The 21,142-nt window shown below is 34.1% G+C and carries 20 protein-coding genes and 1 other annotated feature; of the genes, 10 read left to right on the forward strand and 10 right to left on the reverse strand.

Annotated elements, in window-relative coordinates:
- Position 1: 1 nt before the first annotated feature.
- The 5 genes from NBE98_RS02345 to pelF are packed head-to-tail and all read right to left on the reverse strand — an operon-like array spanning position 2 to position 7,231.
- Positions 2-1,168, reverse strand: a complete 1,167-nt coding sequence (locus tag NBE98_RS02345) for a carboxylate--amine ligase (RefSeq protein ID WP_250812149.1) — start codon at positions 1,166-1,168, stop codon at positions 2-4.
- A 17-nt stretch (positions 1,169-1,185) separates the two neighbouring features.
- Entirely contained in the window at positions 1,186-3,171 is a 1,986-nt protein-coding gene (locus NBE98_RS02350) for a hypothetical protein (protein ID WP_250812150.1), read from the reverse strand.
- An 11-nt stretch (positions 3,172-3,182) separates the two neighbouring features.
- The gene (locus tag NBE98_RS02355) at positions 3,183-4,790 is read right to left on the reverse strand and encodes a hypothetical protein (protein WP_250812154.1); all 1,608 of its coding nucleotides are present in this window, start codon (positions 4,788-4,790) and stop codon (positions 3,183-3,185) included.
- A 2-nt stretch (positions 4,791-4,792) separates the two neighbouring features.
- Positions 4,793-5,464, reverse strand: coding sequence for a hypothetical protein (locus tag NBE98_RS02360; protein WP_250812163.1), 672 nt, complete (start codon positions 5,462-5,464; stop codon positions 4,793-4,795).
- Positions 5,465-5,497: 33 nt separating this feature from the next.
- Positions 5,498-7,231, reverse strand: coding sequence for a GT4 family glycosyltransferase PelF (gene pelF / locus NBE98_RS02365; RefSeq protein ID WP_250812168.1), 1,734 nt, complete (start codon positions 7,229-7,231; stop codon positions 5,498-5,500).
- A 235-nt stretch (positions 7,232-7,466) separates the two neighbouring features.
- On the opposite strand from pelF, the gene NBE98_RS02370 reads away from it, so the two are divergent.
- From NBE98_RS02370 to NBE98_RS02400, 7 genes are all read left to right on the forward strand, one after another.
- Complete coding sequence (locus tag NBE98_RS02370; protein WP_250812174.1) at positions 7,467-8,012, forward strand: CBO0543 family protein; 546 nt, start codon at positions 7,467-7,469, stop codon at positions 8,010-8,012.
- A 181-nt stretch (positions 8,013-8,193) separates the two neighbouring features.
- Positions 8,194-8,455, forward strand: a binding site (T-box leader).
- Positions 8,456-8,571: 116 nt separating this feature from the next.
- Positions 8,572-9,588 (forward strand): aspartate--ammonia ligase, encoded by a 1,017-nt coding sequence (gene asnA / locus NBE98_RS02375; RefSeq protein WP_250812183.1) that lies wholly within the window; start codon positions 8,572-8,574, stop codon positions 9,586-9,588.
- 153 nt (positions 9,589-9,741) lie between these two features.
- Positions 9,742-9,885 (forward strand): hypothetical protein, encoded by a 144-nt coding sequence (locus NBE98_RS02380; RefSeq protein WP_250812190.1) that lies wholly within the window; start codon positions 9,742-9,744, stop codon positions 9,883-9,885.
- A 255-nt stretch (positions 9,886-10,140) separates the two neighbouring features.
- Positions 10,141-10,845, forward strand: a complete 705-nt coding sequence (locus tag NBE98_RS02385; RefSeq protein WP_250817443.1) for a response regulator transcription factor — start codon at positions 10,141-10,143, stop codon at positions 10,843-10,845.
- A gap of 81 nt (positions 10,846-10,926) precedes the next feature.
- Positions 10,927-11,850: an ATP-binding cassette domain-containing protein gene (locus tag NBE98_RS02390; protein ID WP_250812195.1), complete on the forward strand. Its 924-nt coding sequence runs from the start codon at positions 10,927-10,929 to the stop codon at positions 11,848-11,850.
- Complete coding sequence (locus NBE98_RS02395; RefSeq protein ID WP_250812200.1) at positions 11,843-12,589, forward strand: DUF2705 family protein; 747 nt, start codon at positions 11,843-11,845, stop codon at positions 12,587-12,589. The genes NBE98_RS02390 and NBE98_RS02395 overlap by 8 nt, the downstream gene beginning before the upstream one ends.
- 18 nt (positions 12,590-12,607) lie before the next feature.
- Complete coding sequence (locus NBE98_RS02400) at positions 12,608-13,507, forward strand: sensor histidine kinase (RefSeq protein WP_250812203.1); 900 nt, start codon at positions 12,608-12,610, stop codon at positions 13,505-13,507.
- Between the two features lie 179 nt (positions 13,508-13,686).
- Here the strand turns inward: NBE98_RS02400 and NBE98_RS02405 are convergent, their stop codons facing one another.
- Positions 13,687-14,451 carry a MerR family transcriptional regulator gene (locus tag NBE98_RS02405; protein ID WP_250812205.1) on the reverse strand — a complete coding sequence of 255 codons (765 nt, stop codon included), beginning with the start codon at positions 14,449-14,451 and terminating at the stop codon, positions 13,687-13,689.
- 218 nt (positions 14,452-14,669) lie between these two features.
- Here NBE98_RS02405 and NBE98_RS02410 point away from each other — a divergent pair, with 218 nt between their 5' ends.
- From NBE98_RS02410 to NBE98_RS02420, 3 genes are all read left to right on the forward strand, one after another.
- Positions 14,670-16,673, forward strand: coding sequence for a methyl-accepting chemotaxis protein (locus NBE98_RS02410; RefSeq protein ID WP_250812207.1), 2,004 nt, complete (start codon positions 14,670-14,672; stop codon positions 16,671-16,673).
- A 224-nt stretch (positions 16,674-16,897) separates the two neighbouring features.
- A complete protein-coding gene (locus NBE98_RS02415; RefSeq protein ID WP_250812217.1) occupies positions 16,898-17,086 on the forward strand; it encodes an alpha/beta-type small acid-soluble spore protein in 189 nt (62 codons plus the stop codon).
- A 260-nt stretch (positions 17,087-17,346) separates the two neighbouring features.
- Positions 17,347-17,610 carry a hypothetical protein gene (locus NBE98_RS02420; RefSeq protein ID WP_250812220.1) on the forward strand — a complete coding sequence of 88 codons (264 nt, stop codon included), beginning with the start codon at positions 17,347-17,349 and terminating at the stop codon, positions 17,608-17,610.
- A 137-nt stretch (positions 17,611-17,747) separates the two neighbouring features.
- Here the strand turns inward: NBE98_RS02420 and NBE98_RS02425 are convergent, their stop codons facing one another.
- The 4 genes from NBE98_RS02425 to NBE98_RS02440 all read right to left on the reverse strand — a co-directional run bounded on the left by NBE98_RS02425 (position 17,748) and on the right by NBE98_RS02440 (position 21,133).
- Positions 17,748-19,118: a DUF5050 domain-containing protein gene (locus NBE98_RS02425; protein WP_250812221.1), complete on the reverse strand. Its 1,371-nt coding sequence runs from the start codon at positions 19,116-19,118 to the stop codon at positions 17,748-17,750.
- 236 nt (positions 19,119-19,354) lie between these two features.
- Complete coding sequence (locus tag NBE98_RS02430) at positions 19,355-19,792, reverse strand: DUF3955 domain-containing protein (RefSeq protein WP_250812224.1); 438 nt, start codon at positions 19,790-19,792, stop codon at positions 19,355-19,357.
- A complete protein-coding gene (locus tag NBE98_RS02435) occupies positions 19,789-20,265 on the reverse strand; it encodes an RNA polymerase sigma factor (RefSeq protein ID WP_250812225.1) in 477 nt (158 codons plus the stop codon). The genes NBE98_RS02430 and NBE98_RS02435 overlap by 4 nt, the downstream gene beginning before the upstream one ends.
- A gap of 205 nt (positions 20,266-20,470) precedes the next feature.
- The gene (locus NBE98_RS02440) at positions 20,471-21,133 is read right to left on the reverse strand and encodes a DUF6320 domain-containing protein (RefSeq protein WP_250812226.1); all 663 of its coding nucleotides are present in this window, start codon (positions 21,131-21,133) and stop codon (positions 20,471-20,473) included.
- Between the last annotated feature and the right edge of the window lie 9 nt (positions 21,134-21,142).

Raw genomic sequence — 21,142 nt, forward strand, 5'->3', positions numbered from 1 at the left:
CCTATCTTTTAAAAATAAACTTCCACATATTTATATCGAACACGTATCTTAAGCAAGCGAGTATAAAGCCTAAAACAGGTAGCGGATCTTTAATATCTATAGTATCGTCTATAACCTTGTGCCTTTTCCCGGAGAAAAGAGGAGGATTCATGTTTCTTCTGCTTTTATTGCTTATAAAGTGAAATATGTCTCCGGGCAAAAGCCATTTGCACATCAGCCCTGTTTCATATTTAAGCACCTTTTCTACAAATTCCCCGGCTGCCAATTTGTATAGAAGCCAGGGGAAGTCCACTCCAGCTGCTATAGCCATTTGAAGAGAACCCCAAAACCTTGGGTTAATCTCCATGAATTTTAGCTTGTTATCCCTTTGGTCAATCATAAATTCAAGCTCCACAACACCATACCAAGGCAGCTGTTTCATAATGCTTAAGGCAGTTTCTAAAAGCTCAGGCATTTCAACGCTCATTTGAACTGTACTTGGCCCAATGTCTACTGGGAAATGTCTTATTTCCTTTTGAATAAAGTGTGCTATTAGCTTATGATTTTTATCATAAAGAAGGCATACGTCATATCTTTCACCAAGTCCTATATATTCTTGAACTACTGGAAAGGGCTGAGCTGAATGAGCTTCTTCATAAAGCCCTAAAAGCTCCTCCTCATCATGTGCTATTCTTATGCCTCGAGAGCCAGAGCTTTTTCTAGGCTTAATAACCATGGGATAATTCATAGTTGCAGCTAAAGCCTTTAAACTGCTCAGGCTATCAGGAAAAATAGTCTTAGGACAAGGTGCTCCTGACCCTTGAACTAGCTTAATTGCATTGCCTTTATCACAAGCTGTTTCGTAGCTTTCCTTGCTTGGAAGAGGTATAGTACACATTTTTGAAAGCTCATGTGAATGGTTCATAACCACTTCCAAAACATCATCGTCCATTGGAAAAACAACATCGCAGTCGTATTTTTTTATAGAAGCTGTTAGCCATTTGTAAAACTCTTCAGGAGCTTTTTTTGGACTAGGGTATACTAAGGACTTGCTGCAATACTTAGAGAAAGCTGAAATATTAAATCTAGTCTCCTCTGCTACAATTACATTAATTCCTCTTTTGCCTAGCGAACGTGCTGCAGCTAAAGTTTTTCTTTGCTGTCCATTTGTCAATAGTACAGTTTTCATATATTAAAACCTTTCTTCTATTGTCCCCATATTTTGCCCAGGGTTTCAGCTCTGGGAACCTCTTGGTGAATTCTATAAATTCTTATATTGTTGTCCTCGTAATAAATCGATAAATTTGAGTGATTAAGCTTGTATTTATCAACCCACTGCTGAAGTTCTTCATTTTGTTTTTCTCTCAGAGGATAATCTATAATAGCTGTGAATTGTGTGGTAAAAACCTTTTTTTCCTGAAAAAGAAATATATCTGGAGTTTTAGTGAAGGTTGCATCCTTTTTAAAAAACAGATATGGATTGGCACTATCATAAAACTCAGGATCATAATTCTCTAAAAAGTCTCCCATAAGCAGATGGTAGCCTTGCCCTGAAACAACAGCATAACCTTCATCCTGTGATACAATCATCCATTCTGTGGGCTTGAAGGCTTTGGTTATTTTAAAATACTGCTCTACATTGATGTTGCGCTCCATCTTATAAGGAATAATTGGAGCAGGCTTTATATAGAAAATGCTAAACAGCATAAAGCTTGCGGCTCCAATTAAGGAAATAACATTTCTTGCTGTTAAGTTCTTAAAGATGCTTATTACTGAATAAAAGGCCATGCCTATTATCACTGGTTCTGTTAAAGGCCAAAAATCAGACAAACGAGTGGCTACAACTACGCTTTTTGTTAAGTAGCCTCCAACATAGTAGATTAGAAAAGCTGTTATAGCCGTAAAAAACATAGATATATGCATAAGCTTTTCTTTTAGGTGCTTAAAGTTAAATAATAAATATAAAAATATAATGGCTAGAGAGGCTAGCCCTATTTTATCCATAAGGCTTAATTCGCGAATAACTATTGCATTAGAGCTTTCAGTCAAAAAACTTTCTGAGGAAGAATGAAATTTATTGCCGAACAGAAAACCGATTCCAATAGGTATAATAGAAACTATACCGCTTAAAAAACCTATAAGCATAACCTTATATATAGCTGTCCAATATCTCTTAAAATCCATAAGCATTGCTGTAAGAAGTATTATTGAAACTCCTGCTGCAATAAAAACAAAGGATATAGTATGAACAAGACCAGTAACCGCCACCCCTGCAAAGGCTGTGATAAAATCTCTTTTGCTGTTTGTTATTAAGTATCTTAAGAAAAAATATAAAGAAGGAATAACAAACACGTAAGCAAACTCCTGCGAATTTGTTGCCGCTTGTCTTTCTGCACCCCCAGAACCTAAAAGAGGAGTTATTAGGATGCCAAATAATATAGCGCTTACAATTCCAGCGGTTTTGTTTTTGCAAATTCTAGAGGTTGCAAAATACATTCCAACTGCAGTAAGTACCCCATTTAATGGTCCTGAGTATCTAAGAATGTAAAGCGGATTAATAAAAGCAAATTTCTGAAGAGTTGCCATATAAATGTGGAAGCCTTGTGGATAAATTCCGTCTACAAATAAAATTCTGTTGATAATTGACTTCATCCACTTTAGAGTTACATAGGAATCTGACATAGGAGGTGCTGCATTAATAAAGGCATCATAAAACCTTAAATAAGCTGAAAACACTAATACAGCAATAAGTAAAAGGGAGCTTAGTAAAGCAATTTTGTTTTTCCAAACTTCAGATACATGCTTCTTAAAACTATTGCACCAGCGTTTTGTTAAACCTCTAGCATCCTCCTTAAGACTCCTTACACGATCAAGATAATCATAGCCAAGAAGCTTCAGTTTAAATTGTTTATCCAATATGGCAGAAGGATTATCTCTAAAAAATTTCAGGTATACATATAAGCAGAGCAAAAATAGAAAAATTCCAAGGAATTCATATAATTTAATAATAACTAAAAAATATCCCATTATAATGGTAAGAAAGACCATTATAATGTAGTTTGATATAACATTTTCAAAAGCTGACTCATAATATTTTTTCAATATAACATTAGGAAAAAGTATGAACAGTATTAAAAATGCTAATATATAGTGGATTATATTAAACAGATGATTTTGAAGGCTTGAATACAACTAATCACCTCCTATAATGCACAATACAAATAATAATCAAGCTTCTTTAAAACCTTAATTACATAATAGAATGTGCCTAGACAAAAGACTATTGAACCAACTAATAGCCCAAAAACAGCAAAGTAGAAACCAAACCATCTGCTTAAAACAAAGCCTGTTAAAAAGTTGGCTAAAATAGAATAAAGCATTACTTTTGTTACTACAGTGGACTGAGATAAAGAAAACAAAATTACTACATTTGATAAGGCTACAGCTAAAATTGAATAGCCAACTAAGGCACAGACAAAAACAAAATAAGTAATATTGCTAAAAGCATAGCTTGATTGAAATATAGAGCTGCTTCCATTGTTGATATACATAACCAGCAGATATATAATAACTGAGCTTATAATTGCAGAGAAAAAAACTAAAAGCAGGTTTCGTAAATAAAAGCTTATATATTTTTGATTTACATTGCTTGCTTCGTTTGAGGAACTGTTTTTTTGCGCTAGTTCTAAGCTTTCCATAAGTCTGCTTACTGTAACCTCGCTTATACCCATAGGAAGCATCAGCATAAGTAATGCAAAGTCCAAGCCTAATTCATAGTCGCCTCTAAACCAAATTATATACGGCATATAATCGCCGGTTGTAGACCAAGCAAGAATTCTATCAATATATAAAAAAGTAAAATATAAAAATCCATAATAGAAAAAAGGCTTTAAGGAATAAAGCATAACGGACTTCCTAGGCATAGGTGGTGCTATTCCTTTTTCCATAAGCTTTTCATCTTTATTAAAGAAGTAAATTATTAATATAAGGCTTGTAATAGAAATAATTAAAAGTGCGATTATTTGAGAAAGAATTATATCTAGATTCAATACTCTAAATAAGATGTATACTAAAAAGATTCCAAAGCTTAATATTCCTGTAAAGGTAAGCTCCCTTTTTAAAAGATACGTAACTGTTATAGAAAGCCAGTTGGAGCTTAGGAATATATAATAAATTGCTGCAAAAAACATCATTTGAAAAGGAATATATTCATAAAACAAATTTAAAATAATAAATAATAAGGCTACTATAATGCAAACTATATAGCCTAACCTTACAAAGTAATATGTAGTCCGTTTTGCCATGTTATAAAAGCCTTGGTTTATATAAAAGAAACCTCGTCTGGCAATTACTTGAGTAAAACCTCCAACTGACATAAAGCTTAAAATTGTTCCTATAGCTATGCTTGTGGAAAGCTCTGTACTTAAATACTGATAGGACCATAGGGAGAATCTTAAGGTCAGCATGGCCAATACTGAAATTGCCATTGGAAGTGAGAATATTAAGCCTCTTAAAAAGCTTTTTATAACAGTCATTGTTTTAACCTTTAAGCTGTCTTTTATATCTTCTGAAAAAGGATGAATGCTTGCATTGTTATGAATCCTGTCCCAGATTATTTGTGAAAGCTCAAAAATATCTGCTGCTCCAAAGCTTTCTGCTGCTCTTGAATCATTCCAGCCTAGGGATTCTAAAATTGCAGCAATTTCATAATAGTCCTGAGGGGATATTGTCTTTTCCATAACTGTTTTCATAAGCATTTCAAGAGTTATAGAGTTTTCTTCCTGCATAATGTTAAAATTCTTATGTTCCATAATTATTCCGATGTTTCAGGAAGCTGCATATTAATTATAAGCTCTGCCAGCTTGCCTTCTCTGGTAGCTTCTTCAACTAAGGCTTCAGTTATAACAGAATCTTTTGAAGCCAAAAGCTTCCCTTCTTTATCCATCAAATCCTCCCCAACTATTTTCCCAACCACATATTTTAAACGGATATCCTTAACCTTGTCTGGCTGTTGACTATCCTCTATTTGTTTATGCTGCACCAAAGGCTTAAGCTTTGTATTTTTTTCAACGGTATCTGCGCTAGGGTAAAAATTAGAAGGCTCATATTTTTCATAACTAGCTTCTAAAATTTCCTCTAGAGAATCATCAAAATCTTCTCCCCAAAACCTTGAAGTGAAAAACTCGTTATCATCCATAATCAGGCTTTCTATAGTGCTTTCTTCATAAACCGGAGAGCCTATGGTTTCATTTTCTTCTGGTAAATCACTTGATGCGAAGTTAAATTTATTTTGCAGTTTTTCAAGTGTAGCCTTCATAAGCTGCTGCTGCTTAAACACAGTTTCAGTTTGCTGTCTAAGTCTTTCTAATTCCTTCTCAAGTTTATTGCTCTCGTCAGTTAAAACCAAAAAGGTTTGTTTGATAGCATCAGCTTCATTCTTAATAGAAGCATTTGAAGCATTGACACTTATAGCTTTATCTACCATATACACCCCTCCCTTCTAAATACTAAAAATTTATTATAATCCCATAGCAATAAGCTCTAATTTTGATAATTCGTTAGCTGCTTTCTCGTATTCTCCTGAGTTGTTATATGCTTCTGCTATTTTACCAAGCAGGAAGGGAACTGAAGGAGAATTGCAATCTATATTAATGGCTTCTTTAAAGGTATAAGCTGCATCTCTATAAAATCCGTATTCAAAAAGAGCTAGACCTCTTTCAATTAGTAGATGCTGCTGCATTTTTTTATGTTTAGCTTTAACAGGCAGCTTGCTAGAGTAGGCTTCTAATGAAAGCTGCACATAGCTTTTGTAGTAGGAATCCTGGAAGGCTTTTGTAGTAAAAAAATTTAAAGCCCTTTCTACAGCGTCTTCACTCATTGAAGCTCTTAGTCTTGAATCTGAAAGCAGTTTGATCATGCCATCAGCCAGCTTTTTTTTATTGCGAGGAGGAACAACTATACCACAGTTGTCTAAAGCTTCTTTAATGCCTCCAACATCTGTGGCAACCACTGGTTTTCCAGACATCATTGCCTCTACCACAGAATAGGGAAAGCCCTCTGAGATACTTGAAAGTACAGCAATGTCTCCCGACATATAAGCTTTTGGAACATCGCTTATATGTCCGGCAAATATAAAACTATCTCCAAGAGATAATTTGTCCTTAAGCTTTAAACATTCCTCGTAGTAGTCTTGCACTGTAACAGAACCATAAACTACAAATTTTACGTCTGGTATTTCTTTTTTTACAATAGCAGCAGCCTTTAGTAAAGTTATAATATCTTTTACGGGATCGATTCTAGCAACTGATACTACTGTAGGAGCATTTCTTTTTGATGCTTCCATGTTGGTGTTTAAAAAGTTTTTTCCTACTCCGTTGTATATAACCCTGATTTTATCCTGCTTTACTCCGAATCGTCTTTCCCATCTTGTATTGTAGCTGCACACAGGAGAAATTTGATCTGCGTAATAGTAATTTATATTTACTACTGAATGAATAAGCCTAATTAAAAAGGTGTTAAGGAACGAACTGTAGCCTCTGCTTGATAAGGACAAGTACTGTTCCCTTAAATAAACTCCATGTTCTGTCAAAATAAAGGGAGTATTATATTCAAGCTTAGCTAGGACACAAGGTATTCCGCAAAAAGCTGCCGCAGCAGAATGCGTTACATCTACCTTTGGTATTGGGGTATTCAAGACAGTCATAAACCTATACACCCAGCCGAGGCTATTAATAAGAGAGTAGCTTCCTGCATTGTCTAACCTATAGCTTTCGTCTTTGGAACGTTCCGCAATTAAGTCCTTATAGGTTTCCCAAGTAATTTCAGACTTGAAACTTTTTTTATAGTCATACTCTTTGAAATATCTATATAATTGATGAAGTGTATTGGCAAATTTTACTGGATTTTTTTCATAGCTTATAATCTCGTCTATTAAGTCGATAAATAAAGGTATAAATTTTTCTTTTATAATTTGCTCTGTAGTATTTCTTTGTGCAGTATAAATTTTAGAAAATGGTATATTCAAATGTTCATGAGGTTCTTCGGTTCCCCATAAAGGAACTTTAATAAGCTCCGTGTTTTCAGGCAGATTAAATTTTTGTGTAACATAAGGATTCATAATAATGCTGTAAACAACAAAATCCATATCCTTATTTAAGCTGCTAAGCAGCATATCACACCAAGTGCTGACACCTCCGTGATGAAAGGGATATGTACCTTCTGTAGTCATCATTACCTTTATTTTTTCACTCATAATTTTATCCTGCTTTATGTTTAATAGTTATTATTTTTTAGTTAAAAGTGTTTATTATAATACAATAATTATAGCTAACAATAGTATATGATTCAACAAAAAAAATATTAAATCCTTAATATTCTACAAATTATGACTATAATATTTTTAATAATAAGGCTTAGTTTTGTAATGAATAGCTTTTTAATACATATACTAAAGTTAACAAAAGATGAAGATGCGGGAGAGTTACTATATGAAATTCACATTAATTAGATCAACAATGGCTTTATTATGGGGAATTGGTGCGTATAAATTATCTGATTGGAAAAATTGGAGAAAGTATTATCCCACAATGCTGTTCTTTGCCTGTGGCGATTTAATCTACAAGCTAGTATTTTGCAATAAGCTTTTATGGGCATTTGAGGCTGATTTTTTAGTAGGCTCCTTGAATGAATTGTTTGTTATATTCACCGTGTTTTTTTTTACTACGTTGATATTTTTATCTAAATACCCTAAAAAGTTATCACATCAAATTATATACATAGTGATATGGATAGCAATTTATATGGTTATAGAAATATTTACAACTTCAATAGGAATGCAGAAAAATTATAATGGCTGGAACTTATGGTGGTCTTTATTACATAATTCTATTCAATTTCCACTATTAAGGCTTCATTATATTAATCCTTTCTTAGCCTGGATTATTGCATTTATGTTTCTTTTTTTTATAATGTCTAGATTTAATCTTCAATTTTTTATAGGAATGTTGTTGATTAAAGAGCTTTTGTTTAGATAATATGAAGGGAAAAGTAATAGTCAGCCTCTATGAGGAAATTTAAATTCATATAAAAGTAGCATTTGTTTTAATAATGAAAGATATTCTGAAAAATATTTCAAAAATATATTGATTAATTATTTATTATGGTTTAAAATGAAATAAATTATTAATAGAATTGCATAAAAATGATATACTATTATTAATAGCATTGATAGGAAGAGTAGTTATAATGAGGTAGTCAAAGCGAGTCAGTGGCAGTGAAAGACTGATACGAAACTTATAATGAAGAACATCCTTGAGCTTCCAAACGAAATTTTTAAGAGTAGTCTTGGACGGAGCCAAACCGTTATAGCTTGGACAGTATCGAATTATTTTCTACAAGCATGATTCCGTACTGATATAAGGGAGCTTTTTAGCTAATTTAGGTGGTACCGCGGAAGTATAAGTCTTTCGTCCTATTTTTATAGGATGAAGGGCTTTTTTTATTATTTAACTACTGGCCAGGGTTAAATATTATTATAGTAAAAGTCTATAGGATTAATTGAGAATATTTAAGCTTATAATAGGAGGAATAATTATGATGAAAGATGGATTGATAATACCAAAGGGATATAAAGCTTTATTAAATTTAAGGGAAACAGAAGTAGCTATTAAAAAGGTAAAGGACTTTTTTGAGGACGCATTGGCAAAGGAATTAAACCTTACTAGAGTGTCTGCTCCGCTGTTTGTTGTGCCTGAAAGTGGACTAAACGACGATTTAAACGGTGTTGAAAGAGCTGTAGCCTTTGAAATAAAAGCTGTTAACCATAGAAAAGCAGAGATTGTTCATTCTTTAGCCAAGTGGAAAAGAATGGCGCTGTATAGATATGATTTTAAGGTTGGAGAAGGTTTATACACAGACATGAATGCTATAAGAAGAGATGAGGATTTAGATAACCTTCATTCAATTTATGTAGACCAATGGGACTGGGAAAAGGTTATAAAAAAAGAAGAAAGAACTGAAGAAAAGCTAAAAGAAATAGTTAGAAGCATTTACAGAGTGTTTAAGGCTACTGAAGATTATGTATGCAGGGAGTATCCGTCTATCGAAAAAATTCTTCCAGAGGATATATTCTTCATAACTACTCAAGAGCTTGAGGATAGATATCCAGAGCTAACTCCAAAGGAAAGAGAAGATGCTATATGCAGGGATAAGACTGCAGTTTTCATAATGAAGATAGGGGATTTACTGGAATCTGGTGAAAAGCATGATGGAAGAGCTCCAGACTATGACGACTGGCAGCTAAACGGAGATATCCTGTTCTGGAATCCGCTGCTTGAGAGGGCTATAGAACTGTCATCTATGGGTATAAGAGTAGATGAAGAAGCACTTGAAAAGCAGTTAAAGCAGCAGGGCTTCGAAGAAAGACTAAAGCTTCAGTTTCACAGCATGCTAATGGAAGGGCAGCTGCCTTATACTGTAGGAGGCGGAATAGGTCAATCCAGAATATGTATGCACTTCCTAAGAAAGGCTCATATTGGAGAGGTTCAGGCATCTATCTGGGATGAAGAAATGATTGGCAAATGTGAAGCTTCAAATATTAGATTTTTATAATAGAGTAAAATTTTTTAGAAAATATATTACTTAAAAATAAACCCTCTAGGATGCAAAAACTCATATTCTAGAGGGTTCATTTTGTTTTTTTGCCAATTGACCCCTTTAAAAACCGCACTGCTCCTCGTATTGAATAATGAGGGAGTGATGATTGTGAAAATAAATGCATTAATAGAGCCTACTAAATATAATGAAAACAGACAGATTAAAGATACCTATGAAACTAAAAGGAAAAAAGAGAAAGAAGAACAGTTATCCTTCTCTGAAGTTCTTAAGAGAATGCAAAAATGCGGATAACAGGTGAAATGCTACATATAATATTTAATTGCCTAAAGCAAAGGGTTGTCTCAAAACATTATGACTAAAGCAGCGGAAACATAGCTTATATATTTCCGCGGTACTTCTAGCATAAATTGTATTTTGAGATAACCCTTTTTGTTTTGCACTAGTATAAGAAGGATTTTTACCTCTAATAAAGAATATATCTTGTGTACAAAAATCAATAATAAGGATAGACAGTTACTGTTTTTATAGAGGTGGGTTTAAAATATGATGGAATCTGATATAAATATTTTGGTAGTAGAAGATGATGCTGATATAAATGGTTTGCTTTGCAGGATATTGAGCAAGCAGGGGTACAAGGTAAGAGGGGCATACTCAGGCACCGAAGCTAAAATGTGCCTTGAAATGCAGGATTATCAGCTTATTTTGCTGGATTTGATGCTTCCTGGAGTTTCAGGTGAAGAGCTGATTGCCCATATAAGAAGTGTAAAGACAATGCCTATTATAGTTATCTCAGCCAAGGATTTTCAAGAAACAAAAATAGATGTATTAAAACTTGGAGCAGATGATTTTGTAGCAAAGCCTTTTGATGTTGAAGAGGTTACAGCAAGAGTACTGGCGCAGCTGAGACGGTTCATGGTGTTTTCAAAGGCAAAGGAAGAGGATAGCAATATTCTTAGGCATAAGGATTTAATGCTTAATAAGGAAACCATGGAGGTTACGGTTAAAGGAATACATATTTCCCTTACAGCAAGAGAATTTTCAATTTTGGAGCTTCTGCTTTCCTATCCTAATAAGGTGTTTACTAAAGCAAACCTATTTGAGCATGTGTGGAAGGATAATTACCTTGGAGATGACAATACTGTAAATGTACATATGAGCAATCTGCGTTCTAAAATATCTGCTGCAGATAAGGATACTGAATATGTTCGCACTGTGTGGGGAATTGGTTTTAAGCTAAGCGATAAAACTTAATACTTTCTTAAGGATTGCTTTAAGCTTTCTTGTATATTAAGTCTTATTATAAGACTGTACAAGAAAAGGAGGTTCAAATAAATGAATAATACAGTGCTTAAGACTAAAAACTTAACTAAAAAATATAATAGTCATCTTGCTGTTGACAATGCTTCTATAGAGATAAAACAAGGTGACATATTTGGGCTCGTAGGAAAAAACGGGGCAGGCAAAACAACACTGCTTAGAATGATAAGCGGGCTTACAATGCCTACAAGTGGTGAGATAGAGCTTTTTGAGGAAACCTCAAGTGAAGGCTTAAATAAATCAAGAATGAGAACAGGCTCAATAATTGAAACCCCAAGCTTTTTTCCTTACCTGTCAGCAAGAAAAAATTTAGAGTATTACAGAATACAAAGAGGAATTGTTGAAAAGAATGTGCCTGAAGAAGCTTTAAGGCTTGTAGGCCTTCAGGATACAGGAAATAAAAAGTTTAAGAACTTTTCCTTAGGAATGAAGCAGCGTTTAGGCTTAGCCCTTGCTGTAATGGCAAGTCCGGACATGCTAATTTTAGATGAGCCAATAAACGGACTAGATCCAACAGGAATAGTGGAATTTAGAGATATTCTATTAAGACTTAACAGAGAAAAAAATATAACCATTGTTATCTCTAGCCATATATTAACGGAGCTTGCTCAGCTTGCTACCTGCTACGGCTTTATTAATGAAGGAAGATTTATAGAGCAAATATCAGCCAGTGATTTGCAGGAAAAGTGCAGAAGCTCCATTTCAGTAAAGGTAGACAGCACAGAAAAAGCTTCAGCAATAATTGAGAAAAAGCTTGGCTCAACCAGGTATGAAGTATTAAGCGGAAATGAGATAAGAATCTTTGAACATATAGATAAACCTGAGGTTGTAGCTGAAGCACTTATAAATAGCGGTGTTAAGCTTTATTCTCTCAATCAGCTGGGAGCTAATCTTGAAAATTACTTTATTGATTTGATTGGGGGTAATAAGCATGTTTAATTATATAAAAGCTGAATTATACAGAAACTTTAATCGTATGTACTTTTGGATGTTTACAGGCATTATAGCAGCCTTGCCGCTTTTGTTGATTATAGTAAGCAAAGTAAACAGTATTTCTGGAGTGAATCTTTCTATGCTTCTTGATACTACTCTACTTATGCTTTCAATGCCTGTTTTCATGTTGGCAGGTATAATTGATATGGTTACTTCTGAAGAAAACAAGCACCAAACCATGAGAAATGTTATAACCTTTGGAGTTCCAAGACATAAATTTATTCTATCAAAGCTGATTGTTTCAGTAATACTTGCTTTTATAGCGGCTTTTATCATAATGACAGTTTTTTACGGAAGTACGGCAATTTTATTTGGAATCGATGAGGGAGTAGCAGCAATTCTTCCAAAGGTAGCTATAAGACTGCTTACAGCTATACCGCTGTGGATTGGAGCTATCTCTATAGGAACCTTCCTTGGTATTGCCATAACCAACAATACACTTTTTGGCTTTGCTTATGCTGGAGTATTTTTCTTAACTTCAAAGATAATTTTTGTGCTTTCATATTTTGTTTCTGAAAAATTTGCGAAGCTTAACAAGTATCTTATAACAACCAGACTAGCTGGCTTAAAAGCACCAAACTTGACTTCCAATGAGCTTTGGACTTCAGCGCTTATCGGGTTAGCTTACACTGTAGCTTTTGCAGTCATAAGCATGTTATATTTTAATAGAAAAGAAGTTAAATAATAAGAAAGGGTGATGTATATGGAGAAACTAATCATTTTTATGCTTATAGTTATTTTAATCCTAGTCGTCGCCCTTTATTTTTCGCTTAGAAAGAATATTAAGGGTGTGACTAATAGTTTAAGGCAAATCAACTCTACTAAGACAAACTCTAAAGTGCTAATTTCCTCAACAGATAATGAAGTAAGAGCCTTGGCTATGGAGATAAATAAAAGTCTTGAGGAAAAAAGTCATACAGAGGAAAAATATAAGCGAATGGATCATGAGCTTAGGCAAGCTATTGCAAACATATCCCATGACCTAAGGACACCCCTTACATCCATTATGGGATATATGCAGCTTATTGAAGCTGAAAGCCTGCCTCAAACTGAAAGAAAAGAATATATAGATATTGTAAAGAAAAGGTCAAAAGCTCTTCAAATGCTTATTGGAGGCTTCTATGATTTGTCAAGGCTTGAAGCAAAGGAGTATAAATTTGAGCTTAAAACCCTAAATTTATATAATATACTAGGGGATATTACTGTCTCTTACTATAATGATTTTGTAAATAACGGAATTGAACCTGATATAAACCTTGATGAAAATATAAAGCTTATAATTGGGGATGAAAATGCAGTTCGCAGGATTTTTTCAAACCTTATACAAAACATTCTTAAGTATGGAAAAAACAATGTATCCATTTCTTTAAAGCAGAGTAATGGATATATAAGTACCATTTTTAAAAATGATGCACCAGATTTAAATGATAAGGATGCAGCTCACCTGTTTGAGCGCTTTTTTACAGGAGATAGGGCGCGTACTGGGAAAAGTACAGGACTTGGCCTTGCTATAGCTAAGCAGCTGGTAGAACAGATGGGCCATAAAATAGAGGCTAAGCTTGAAAATGGAAACCTTAGTATAGAGATTAGGTGGAAAATATAAAAAAGTAGAAGGCAACTTTTTAGGCGCCTTCTACTTTTTTATACCTTAACCTGTTGTGCTAGTTAAAGTCTAACCCAGCAAGAAGGTATAAAATATGTGAAGCGAGCAGCTAATACAGCATATTTTATACCTTCTTGCGATGATTGGAGACTGAACTAGCACAACAGGCTAAGTTAAATTTATTTGTTCATGCCTGTGTATATGAACACTGCGTCTCTTAAGAAAGCTGCAGTTCCAGGCTGCTCCTTATCATAGTAAGCAGTAAATCTTTCATCATCCACATACATTTGAGCAAGACCAGCATGAGCCTCCTTGCTGTAATCATGCCAGTAGTAAGTAAGCCACTTCTTGTGCATTTCAGCAGCCTTTTGAGCAAGTTCTCCAGCTGGGTCTCCAGTTTTGAAAGCTTCAGCTAGAGTTTTACTTAAATCCTCTGAAAGCTTAGTAACCTCTTGGTACTCTTCTTCAGTCATGTTCATAAGCTTTGCATTTGACTTATTTACTGTATCCTCGCCATACTTTTCTCTTACTTCCTTGCCATACTTCTTTTCGTTATCTTCAATCATATTTTTCTTAAAACCTTCGAATTTTTCTTTATTACTCATTGTAATCCTCCCTTCGGTTAGAGCTATAGTTTTATCTACATTAGCTATTAACGCGTCCAATTGTTTTCTTTTTTCAAGGAGCTTCTCACGATGTTCTTTTAGTGCAGCTGCTCCATCAAAGTCCGGTGCAGTTACTATATCTCTAATGCTTTCTAAGTTTACACCTAATTCTCTGTAAAATAATATTTGCTGAAGCCTGTCAACCTCTGCCTGACCATATATTCGATATCCTGAAGAATTGATTCTTGCCGGCTTTAGAATGCCAATCTCATCATAATATCGTAATGTTCTAGTACTGACACCAGCTAACTTTCCTAGCTTTTGCACTGTATATTCCATGTGTATCGCCTCCTTACAGTTTCAATATACACCTTTACGCCGCGTCAATGTCAACGACTTTTTTAAAAAAATCTGATTCTGTTAAAGAATATTATTAACACCAGAATCAACACATAATCTTCCTATATAAGGCACTTTTACTGGTATAATTTTCTACTAAAGGCTTTACTGAGTTAAACCGATAATATAATGAAAAATTATAATTAGGGAGGCGTAAGATGAAACCGATTAATAAACTCAATATCAGAAGCCTAAAAGTTAAGCTTTTAGCCATCACAATCAGTATCGCATTAATACCAATTACCGTACTAGGCATATTTGCTTATACAACAGCAAATAGAACTATGACAAAAGAATTTCACAGGTCTACATCAGAAACAATGAAAGAAGTCAGCAGAGGTATTGATAATTATTTTTCGGGATTAGAAAGTACTATCGATATGCTATCAAATAATGTTAATTTCAAGGAAATTGATATTCATTCTGAGCGTGAGCCTTTTGCGTTGGGATTTTTAAAAGATGTCAAAAGCGCTAGGCAGGATGTAGCAAGCGTATATATGGCTCAACCTAATAAAAAGCTGGTAATTTATCCAGAAGTAAAATTAGGCAGTGATTTCGATCCCACAATTAGAGATTGGTATAAAAATGCCTTAAACAATAAGGGGAAAATAGCGTATACCGAGCCCTATAAAGATGCATCCACGGGAAAAATGATGATATCTGTATCTAAGACCGTAGAGAGAGATGGGACACTAGTAGGTGTACTCACTATGGACATTGACTTAGACAAGTTATCAGGCCTTTTAAGTCAAATAACAATATCTGATAAGGGTTATGCCTTTATAGCAAGCTCAAAGGGTATTATGATAGCTCACCCGGATAAAAGCCTTTTAGGCGGCAATACCGCTACTACTCTTTCATATTGGGAAAATGCTGAAAAGCAAGAGTCAGGATATCAAACCTACTCATACAATGGTGAAGAGAAATTTATAAACTACACCACTAACAAGCAAACTGGGTGGAAGCTAATGGCCGCACTGCCTGTGACAGAGCTTACTAAAAATACAAGCGTTATACTTAACATGACTTTGCTAGTTACTGTTGTGGTAGGTATCATAGCTATTGTTGTTGCTATACTAATAAGCACCTCAATTTCTAAAAAGCTAAATGTACTTATGAAAACCTTTGAACAAGCGGCAGATGGAGACTTAACTGTTGGTGTAGATTTTAAATCAAAGGACGAATTCGCTGAGTTAGGCAGCCATTTTAATATGATGATGATGAAGATTGGGGAGTTAATTTTAAACGTTAAATCTTCAGCAGATGTTATATTTAAAACTTCAGACACTATAAACAGAATGGCAACAGAGACAAGCTCTGCTATAAATGAAGTTGCTTTAACTATTGATCAGGTGGCGCAAGGAGCTTCCGAAACCTCGCAAGATATTCAAACAGGTGTTGATTCACTCGATGTGCTTGCCAGCCAAATTGATGAAATAGAAAGTCTTGCAAAAGACATGATAGCCTTATCAGAGCAATCAAATGGCTTAGGTCAAGAGGGATTAAAGGCTATGGGACTATTAACTGAAGCTACGGAAAAAACCAATAAGTCAACTGGAGTAATAGGCGAGGTAGTTTCAGACATGGACAGCACAACTAGCCAAATTGGCTTGATAACAGATACTATTAATAATATTGCAGCTCAGACAAACCTTTTAGCACTAAATGCTGCAATTGAAGCAGCTAGAGCTGGAGAGGCAGGAAGAGGCTTCTCTGTGGTAGCTGATGAAATTAGGAAACTAGCTGAGCAATCCACTTCTGCTACTAAGCAAATTCAGGTGCTAATAGAAGCTATAAAAAATAAATCCTCAATGGCAGTTAGGTCAATGGAGGAATCCAAAGCTACAGTAGTAGAGCAAAATAAAGCTGTAACCAACACTAAGGATATATTCAATAAAATATTAGAGTCTGTTATGAAAATGGTTAAAGAAATAGAACTAATTCAAAGCTCTGTTGTAGAAACCAACAAAGGCAAACAGGATATAGTAAGCAGAATGCAAAATATTTCTGCTGTATCTGAGGAATCCTCAGCAAGTGCAGAAGAAGTTTCTGCAACTACACAAGAGGTTACTGCAGCTATGCATGAGTTTGCAAACTCATCAGTACAGCTTAAAGAATTATCTGGTGAGCTAGAGCAGCAAATAAATAAATTTAAATTATAATTTGATTTTTTATATAAGAAGGTACCTTACAAAGCATTGTAAGGTACTCTTTTCATATTATTTTAATTTTGATTTTCCTGCCAATATATCATATAAAAAGCATTAATAGCAAAAAGGAACTCTTTTACCCTAAATTTTATAGAGTATAACTATTTAAATTGTACATACTGTTAATACAAGCTAATAATTTAGCTAATATATATACATTAAAGGAGGGTTTTAATATGGCAAGAAATAGAGTATTAGTTCCCGAGGCAAAAGCAGGATTAGACAGATTTAAGATGGAAGCAGCTAGAGAAGTAGGAGTTAACCTTAAGGAAGGCTACAATGGGGATTTAACTTCAAGAGAAGCTGGATCAATAGGCGGCCAAATGGTTAAGAGAATGGTTGAAGCATACGAAAAAAATCTATAGTATTAATATAAAATAATCAGTCATCGCGATATCGTGATATCTTCTTATCATGATTTCACGATGGCTGATTTTTATTTTTGCGAATGTAGGTTCGTTTTCTTCTTGACTCGAATGTATGTTCGAGATATAATTTATTTATAATAATGGTAATGTCTAAGAACAGTGTTGATTTTTGAATGGGAACTTCCTCTAGGAAACCGTTCGCTGTGCAAGAGAGTCTGATAGCTAATAATTTTGTATTAAGGAATGGAGAGTAGTTTATGAAGGTTTATGCTAAGCCAATCGAAATGGTATGTTGGTTTGAAAAAACAGGTATGCCTCATCCTGTCAGGTTTAGAATATCTAAAGAGGATGAGAGCGAGACTGTAATTAAGATTGACAGAATAATTACTGTAGATAAAGAAAGGCTGGCTGGCAATGAGATGCTGGTTTTCAAATGCCAGAGTGTGATAAACAACGTGGCTAGAATATTCGAACTTAAATACGAGCTTGGGACTTGCAAATGGATGCTGTTTAAGATGTGAATTAGGTATGGCTTTAGTGTACATAGGAGATTGGGTATATATGAAAAATTTAAGATTTTATAGATTTTTGCAGCAAAAAACACACTATATTTTTAATCGAATATAGTGTGTTTTTATGTGTTTAATTAGTATTTTAACTATTTATCTTTAACTATATGAACCTTTTCATTGCCATAAAAAGATACTCTATAGTAAGAGCTGCCAGCTTTGTAAAATATCCATTGTCCTGCTGGATTGATTAAGGTGACATTTTTATCATCACTCATTTTTTTAACGTCGGTACCGTCTGTCTTCATTCTATAAAGCTTGTTATAATCTGAGTTGTTTGAGAAATAGATATACTCTCCAAAAACATTCATGCTGCCTCCAGATAGTGCTGCATTTACTAAAGTTTTAGAGCTGCCATCTAAGTTTATTCTAAAGATGTTCCCGCCATTATCTGGTGAAACTGATGAAGCAGTATAATAAATATACTTATCTGTAACATTTAAGTTTCCAACCTGATCCTCACTAAGCTTTACAGTTTTTTTACCATCTACACTTGTTTTATAGGGCTTGCCTTCACTCGTATAGTATACCCAGCCATCTTTAACTTCAAAATTAGATATGTCTGCATTAAGCTTTTGGAGTTCTAGGTAGAAAGAAGCAAGCTTCTTGTCAGAGCCATCCTTATTTATTTGATAAATTTCACGTTTGCTGGAATCCTCTGATGCAGCAAGATAATAAATATAATTGCCATCAAAATCAAAATAATATATGTTTTCTTTTGACAAAAGAGTATTTTCTGTATTGTCTTTCTTAACCCTGTAGAGTTTTACATCTGAAGAGCTATACACGTTAAGATAATAAACCCACTGGTCGTCTACCTCAATGTACTGAGAATGAAGGTCGTTGATTTTTTCTTTGTCTGAATATCCGTCTGCAGTCATTCTATAGAGTGAATTGTCATCAGCCAGGTTCATATAATAAATCCAGCCGTCTCTTTCTACTGCTAGTCCATGGTTTGCCTGATTAGCTCCACCCTCAGAAGAAAGCACGTTAGTTTTAAATTTTTCTTTAATAGTTTCCTGTTCTGTTTTGTAAAGAAAGTCAATGTTATAAAGCTCTATATCATTCATGCCTCTTCCTTTGTATTCAGCCTGTGGATGATACCAGGTTGTCTCCTTGAAATAGCTGTCTAAGTCTTTATCGTTAAAAACATAGCCATGCCTTGCAAATATCTCAAAGCGTGCAAATTTTAAGGTGTTTACATCCCAATCCTTTACGTCTTTCTCAGTAATCTTTCTTAAATGACTGGCAGGCAATAAAAAGCCTTGCTTTTTTTCTTCATTTATTGTTTCAGTTGTTTTATCTGAAGTGATTTTTGGCTCTTCAACTGTTTTGACAGGAGAAATAGAAGCCTGCATATCTTTTGAAGAGTTGGACTTAAAGTACTTAATAGCTATAGCACCAACAACTATTAGCATTATTACGTTCAGTACTACGAGAATCTTTATAGTTTTTTTCAATTGTCATACCCCCATTGCTGATTGCTATTGTCTAGAAAGACTTGTTTTAGGTTTATGCAAAATTATCCTAAAACTCACTTTTTATTATCGATAGTTTTCTTGGAGTTTTTAGTGGGGTATGAAAAAATTATGACTGTGTTTAAGAATAATGTTGAAATTAAAAGGCAACCTTGAGGTTGCCTTCGACTTGTCATAGAAGAAAATTGTCAGTTAACCTAACTTAGCATATGCTCATTTTACTTAATATTACTTTTGTACTTCTTCAAGAATACAAAGTTGCATATTAGTGAAATGATAAACACTAAAACAAATATATATCCGATTGGTATTAATCCGAATGGCTCAACTAATGTCCCATCGGGCAAAACTTTTGACCCTATAACATTAAAGGCAATGAAACAAGTCATAGCTGCTAAACCCGAAACCAACATGGAACCTTTTGTGAACGAAACCTTCTTATCTCTTTTCCATTTTGCTGAAATATTTCCCATTACTTTTATCCCCCCATCTGAAATATTTGGGTTTTCTAAATTTACTTTAAGTTTTTCCAATTCATCTAAGCATTGAGGACAGTTAGTTAAATGCTCTTCTACTAACAAAGAACTTTCTTTACTACAAACTTTATCATAATACAATGGTAGCAAATCTCTAATAACTTCACATGATAATCTCATATTAACTTCTCCTTTAATTTTATTCTTGCACGATGATAAGTGACCCTTGCCCAGCTTTCAGTTTTACCAAACAATTCAGCTATTTTTAAAAATGATAAATCTCCAAAAAAACGCAATGTAAATACTTCTTTATACGGTTCTTCTAAATTATGGAGTAATTTATGAATTTCAAATGTACTTTCATCATCAACTATTCTTCGTTCAAAATCAACGTCAAAAACATCGGCTATATCTTCAACTCTTTCAAAATTATTTTGTCCTTTCTTTAAATATGAAAAATATAAGTTTTTAGCAATTTGGCAAAGCCAAACACTCATTTTACAAGTTCCTTTGAAGCTATCAATGCTTTTTAACGCTTTAAAAAATGTCTCTTGTGTTATATCCTCGGCAATACTCTCATTTTTAGTAAGGCATAACACATATCTATATACATCCTTGAAATATTCGGAGTATATTCCTTCAAATTCAGTCACATTCTCACCGCCTTTCATATATAGGACTATCAAATTTATATTTCGTTACAACATTTCACAAAAAAATTTTATGCTACCTATAAAATCAAGTAGTTCAATAAAGATCATATAAACTTCATTTTACAAAAGCTGTGGATAATAAACTTAAACAATCTTATTTTCAATTAGAGTGAAAAATTAACCCCTAAATCCTTCACTTTAAATCCTAAAAATGCAGCCTCTTTTTAGCTTCATATCTAAACCTCTTGTCTCCAAATATCAGCATAGCTAAAATAGTAACTATTCCATATAGGGCAGAAACTATACTTGGCCAGAGCTTGAAGTTGTAGAATAGCTTAATAATAATAGGCAGGCAGCATACAGCTGCAATTGTCATTTGGAAATAGTAGAATTCTTTTCGGGTTGTTTTTAAGCTTGCTACTATTATTGTAATTACCAAAGCAGTAGCAGAGGGAACAAAGGGACCAATGTAGCTCAAAGTCCAGCCTTTCAATGAGAAGGTAGTGTCAATGGCTATTAGTAAAATACTTATAATAACATTATCAAAAATCATCATTAAGGGGGTTAGCTTGCCCTTTGTTATTGGTATTCCAAATAGTATCCACAGCATCCAGACAGCAAAAATAGGTATTATACTCCAGTAGTATTTGTGGGGAGTAATTAAGTTTAAGCCAAACATAAATAGGGTATAAATAATTGTTGAAAATAACAGCCACTTAAACAATTTACCTCTCTCTTTTAAAGGCTTCTCACCTAGGTTTGGATACACATCTTTATGTTCACTATCACTTTCAGATAGATGCTTTCCACATAAGGGACAATTGTTGGTTATATTATTAGTCTCAATTTTGCAGCTCTCACACCTCAAAGCCCGCAC

It is taken from the genome of Clostridium swellfunianum (genome assembly GCF_023656515.1).
In the GTDB taxonomy this organism is placed as follows: domain Bacteria; phylum Bacillota; class Clostridia; order Clostridiales; family Clostridiaceae; genus Clostridium_AT; species Clostridium_AT swellfunianum.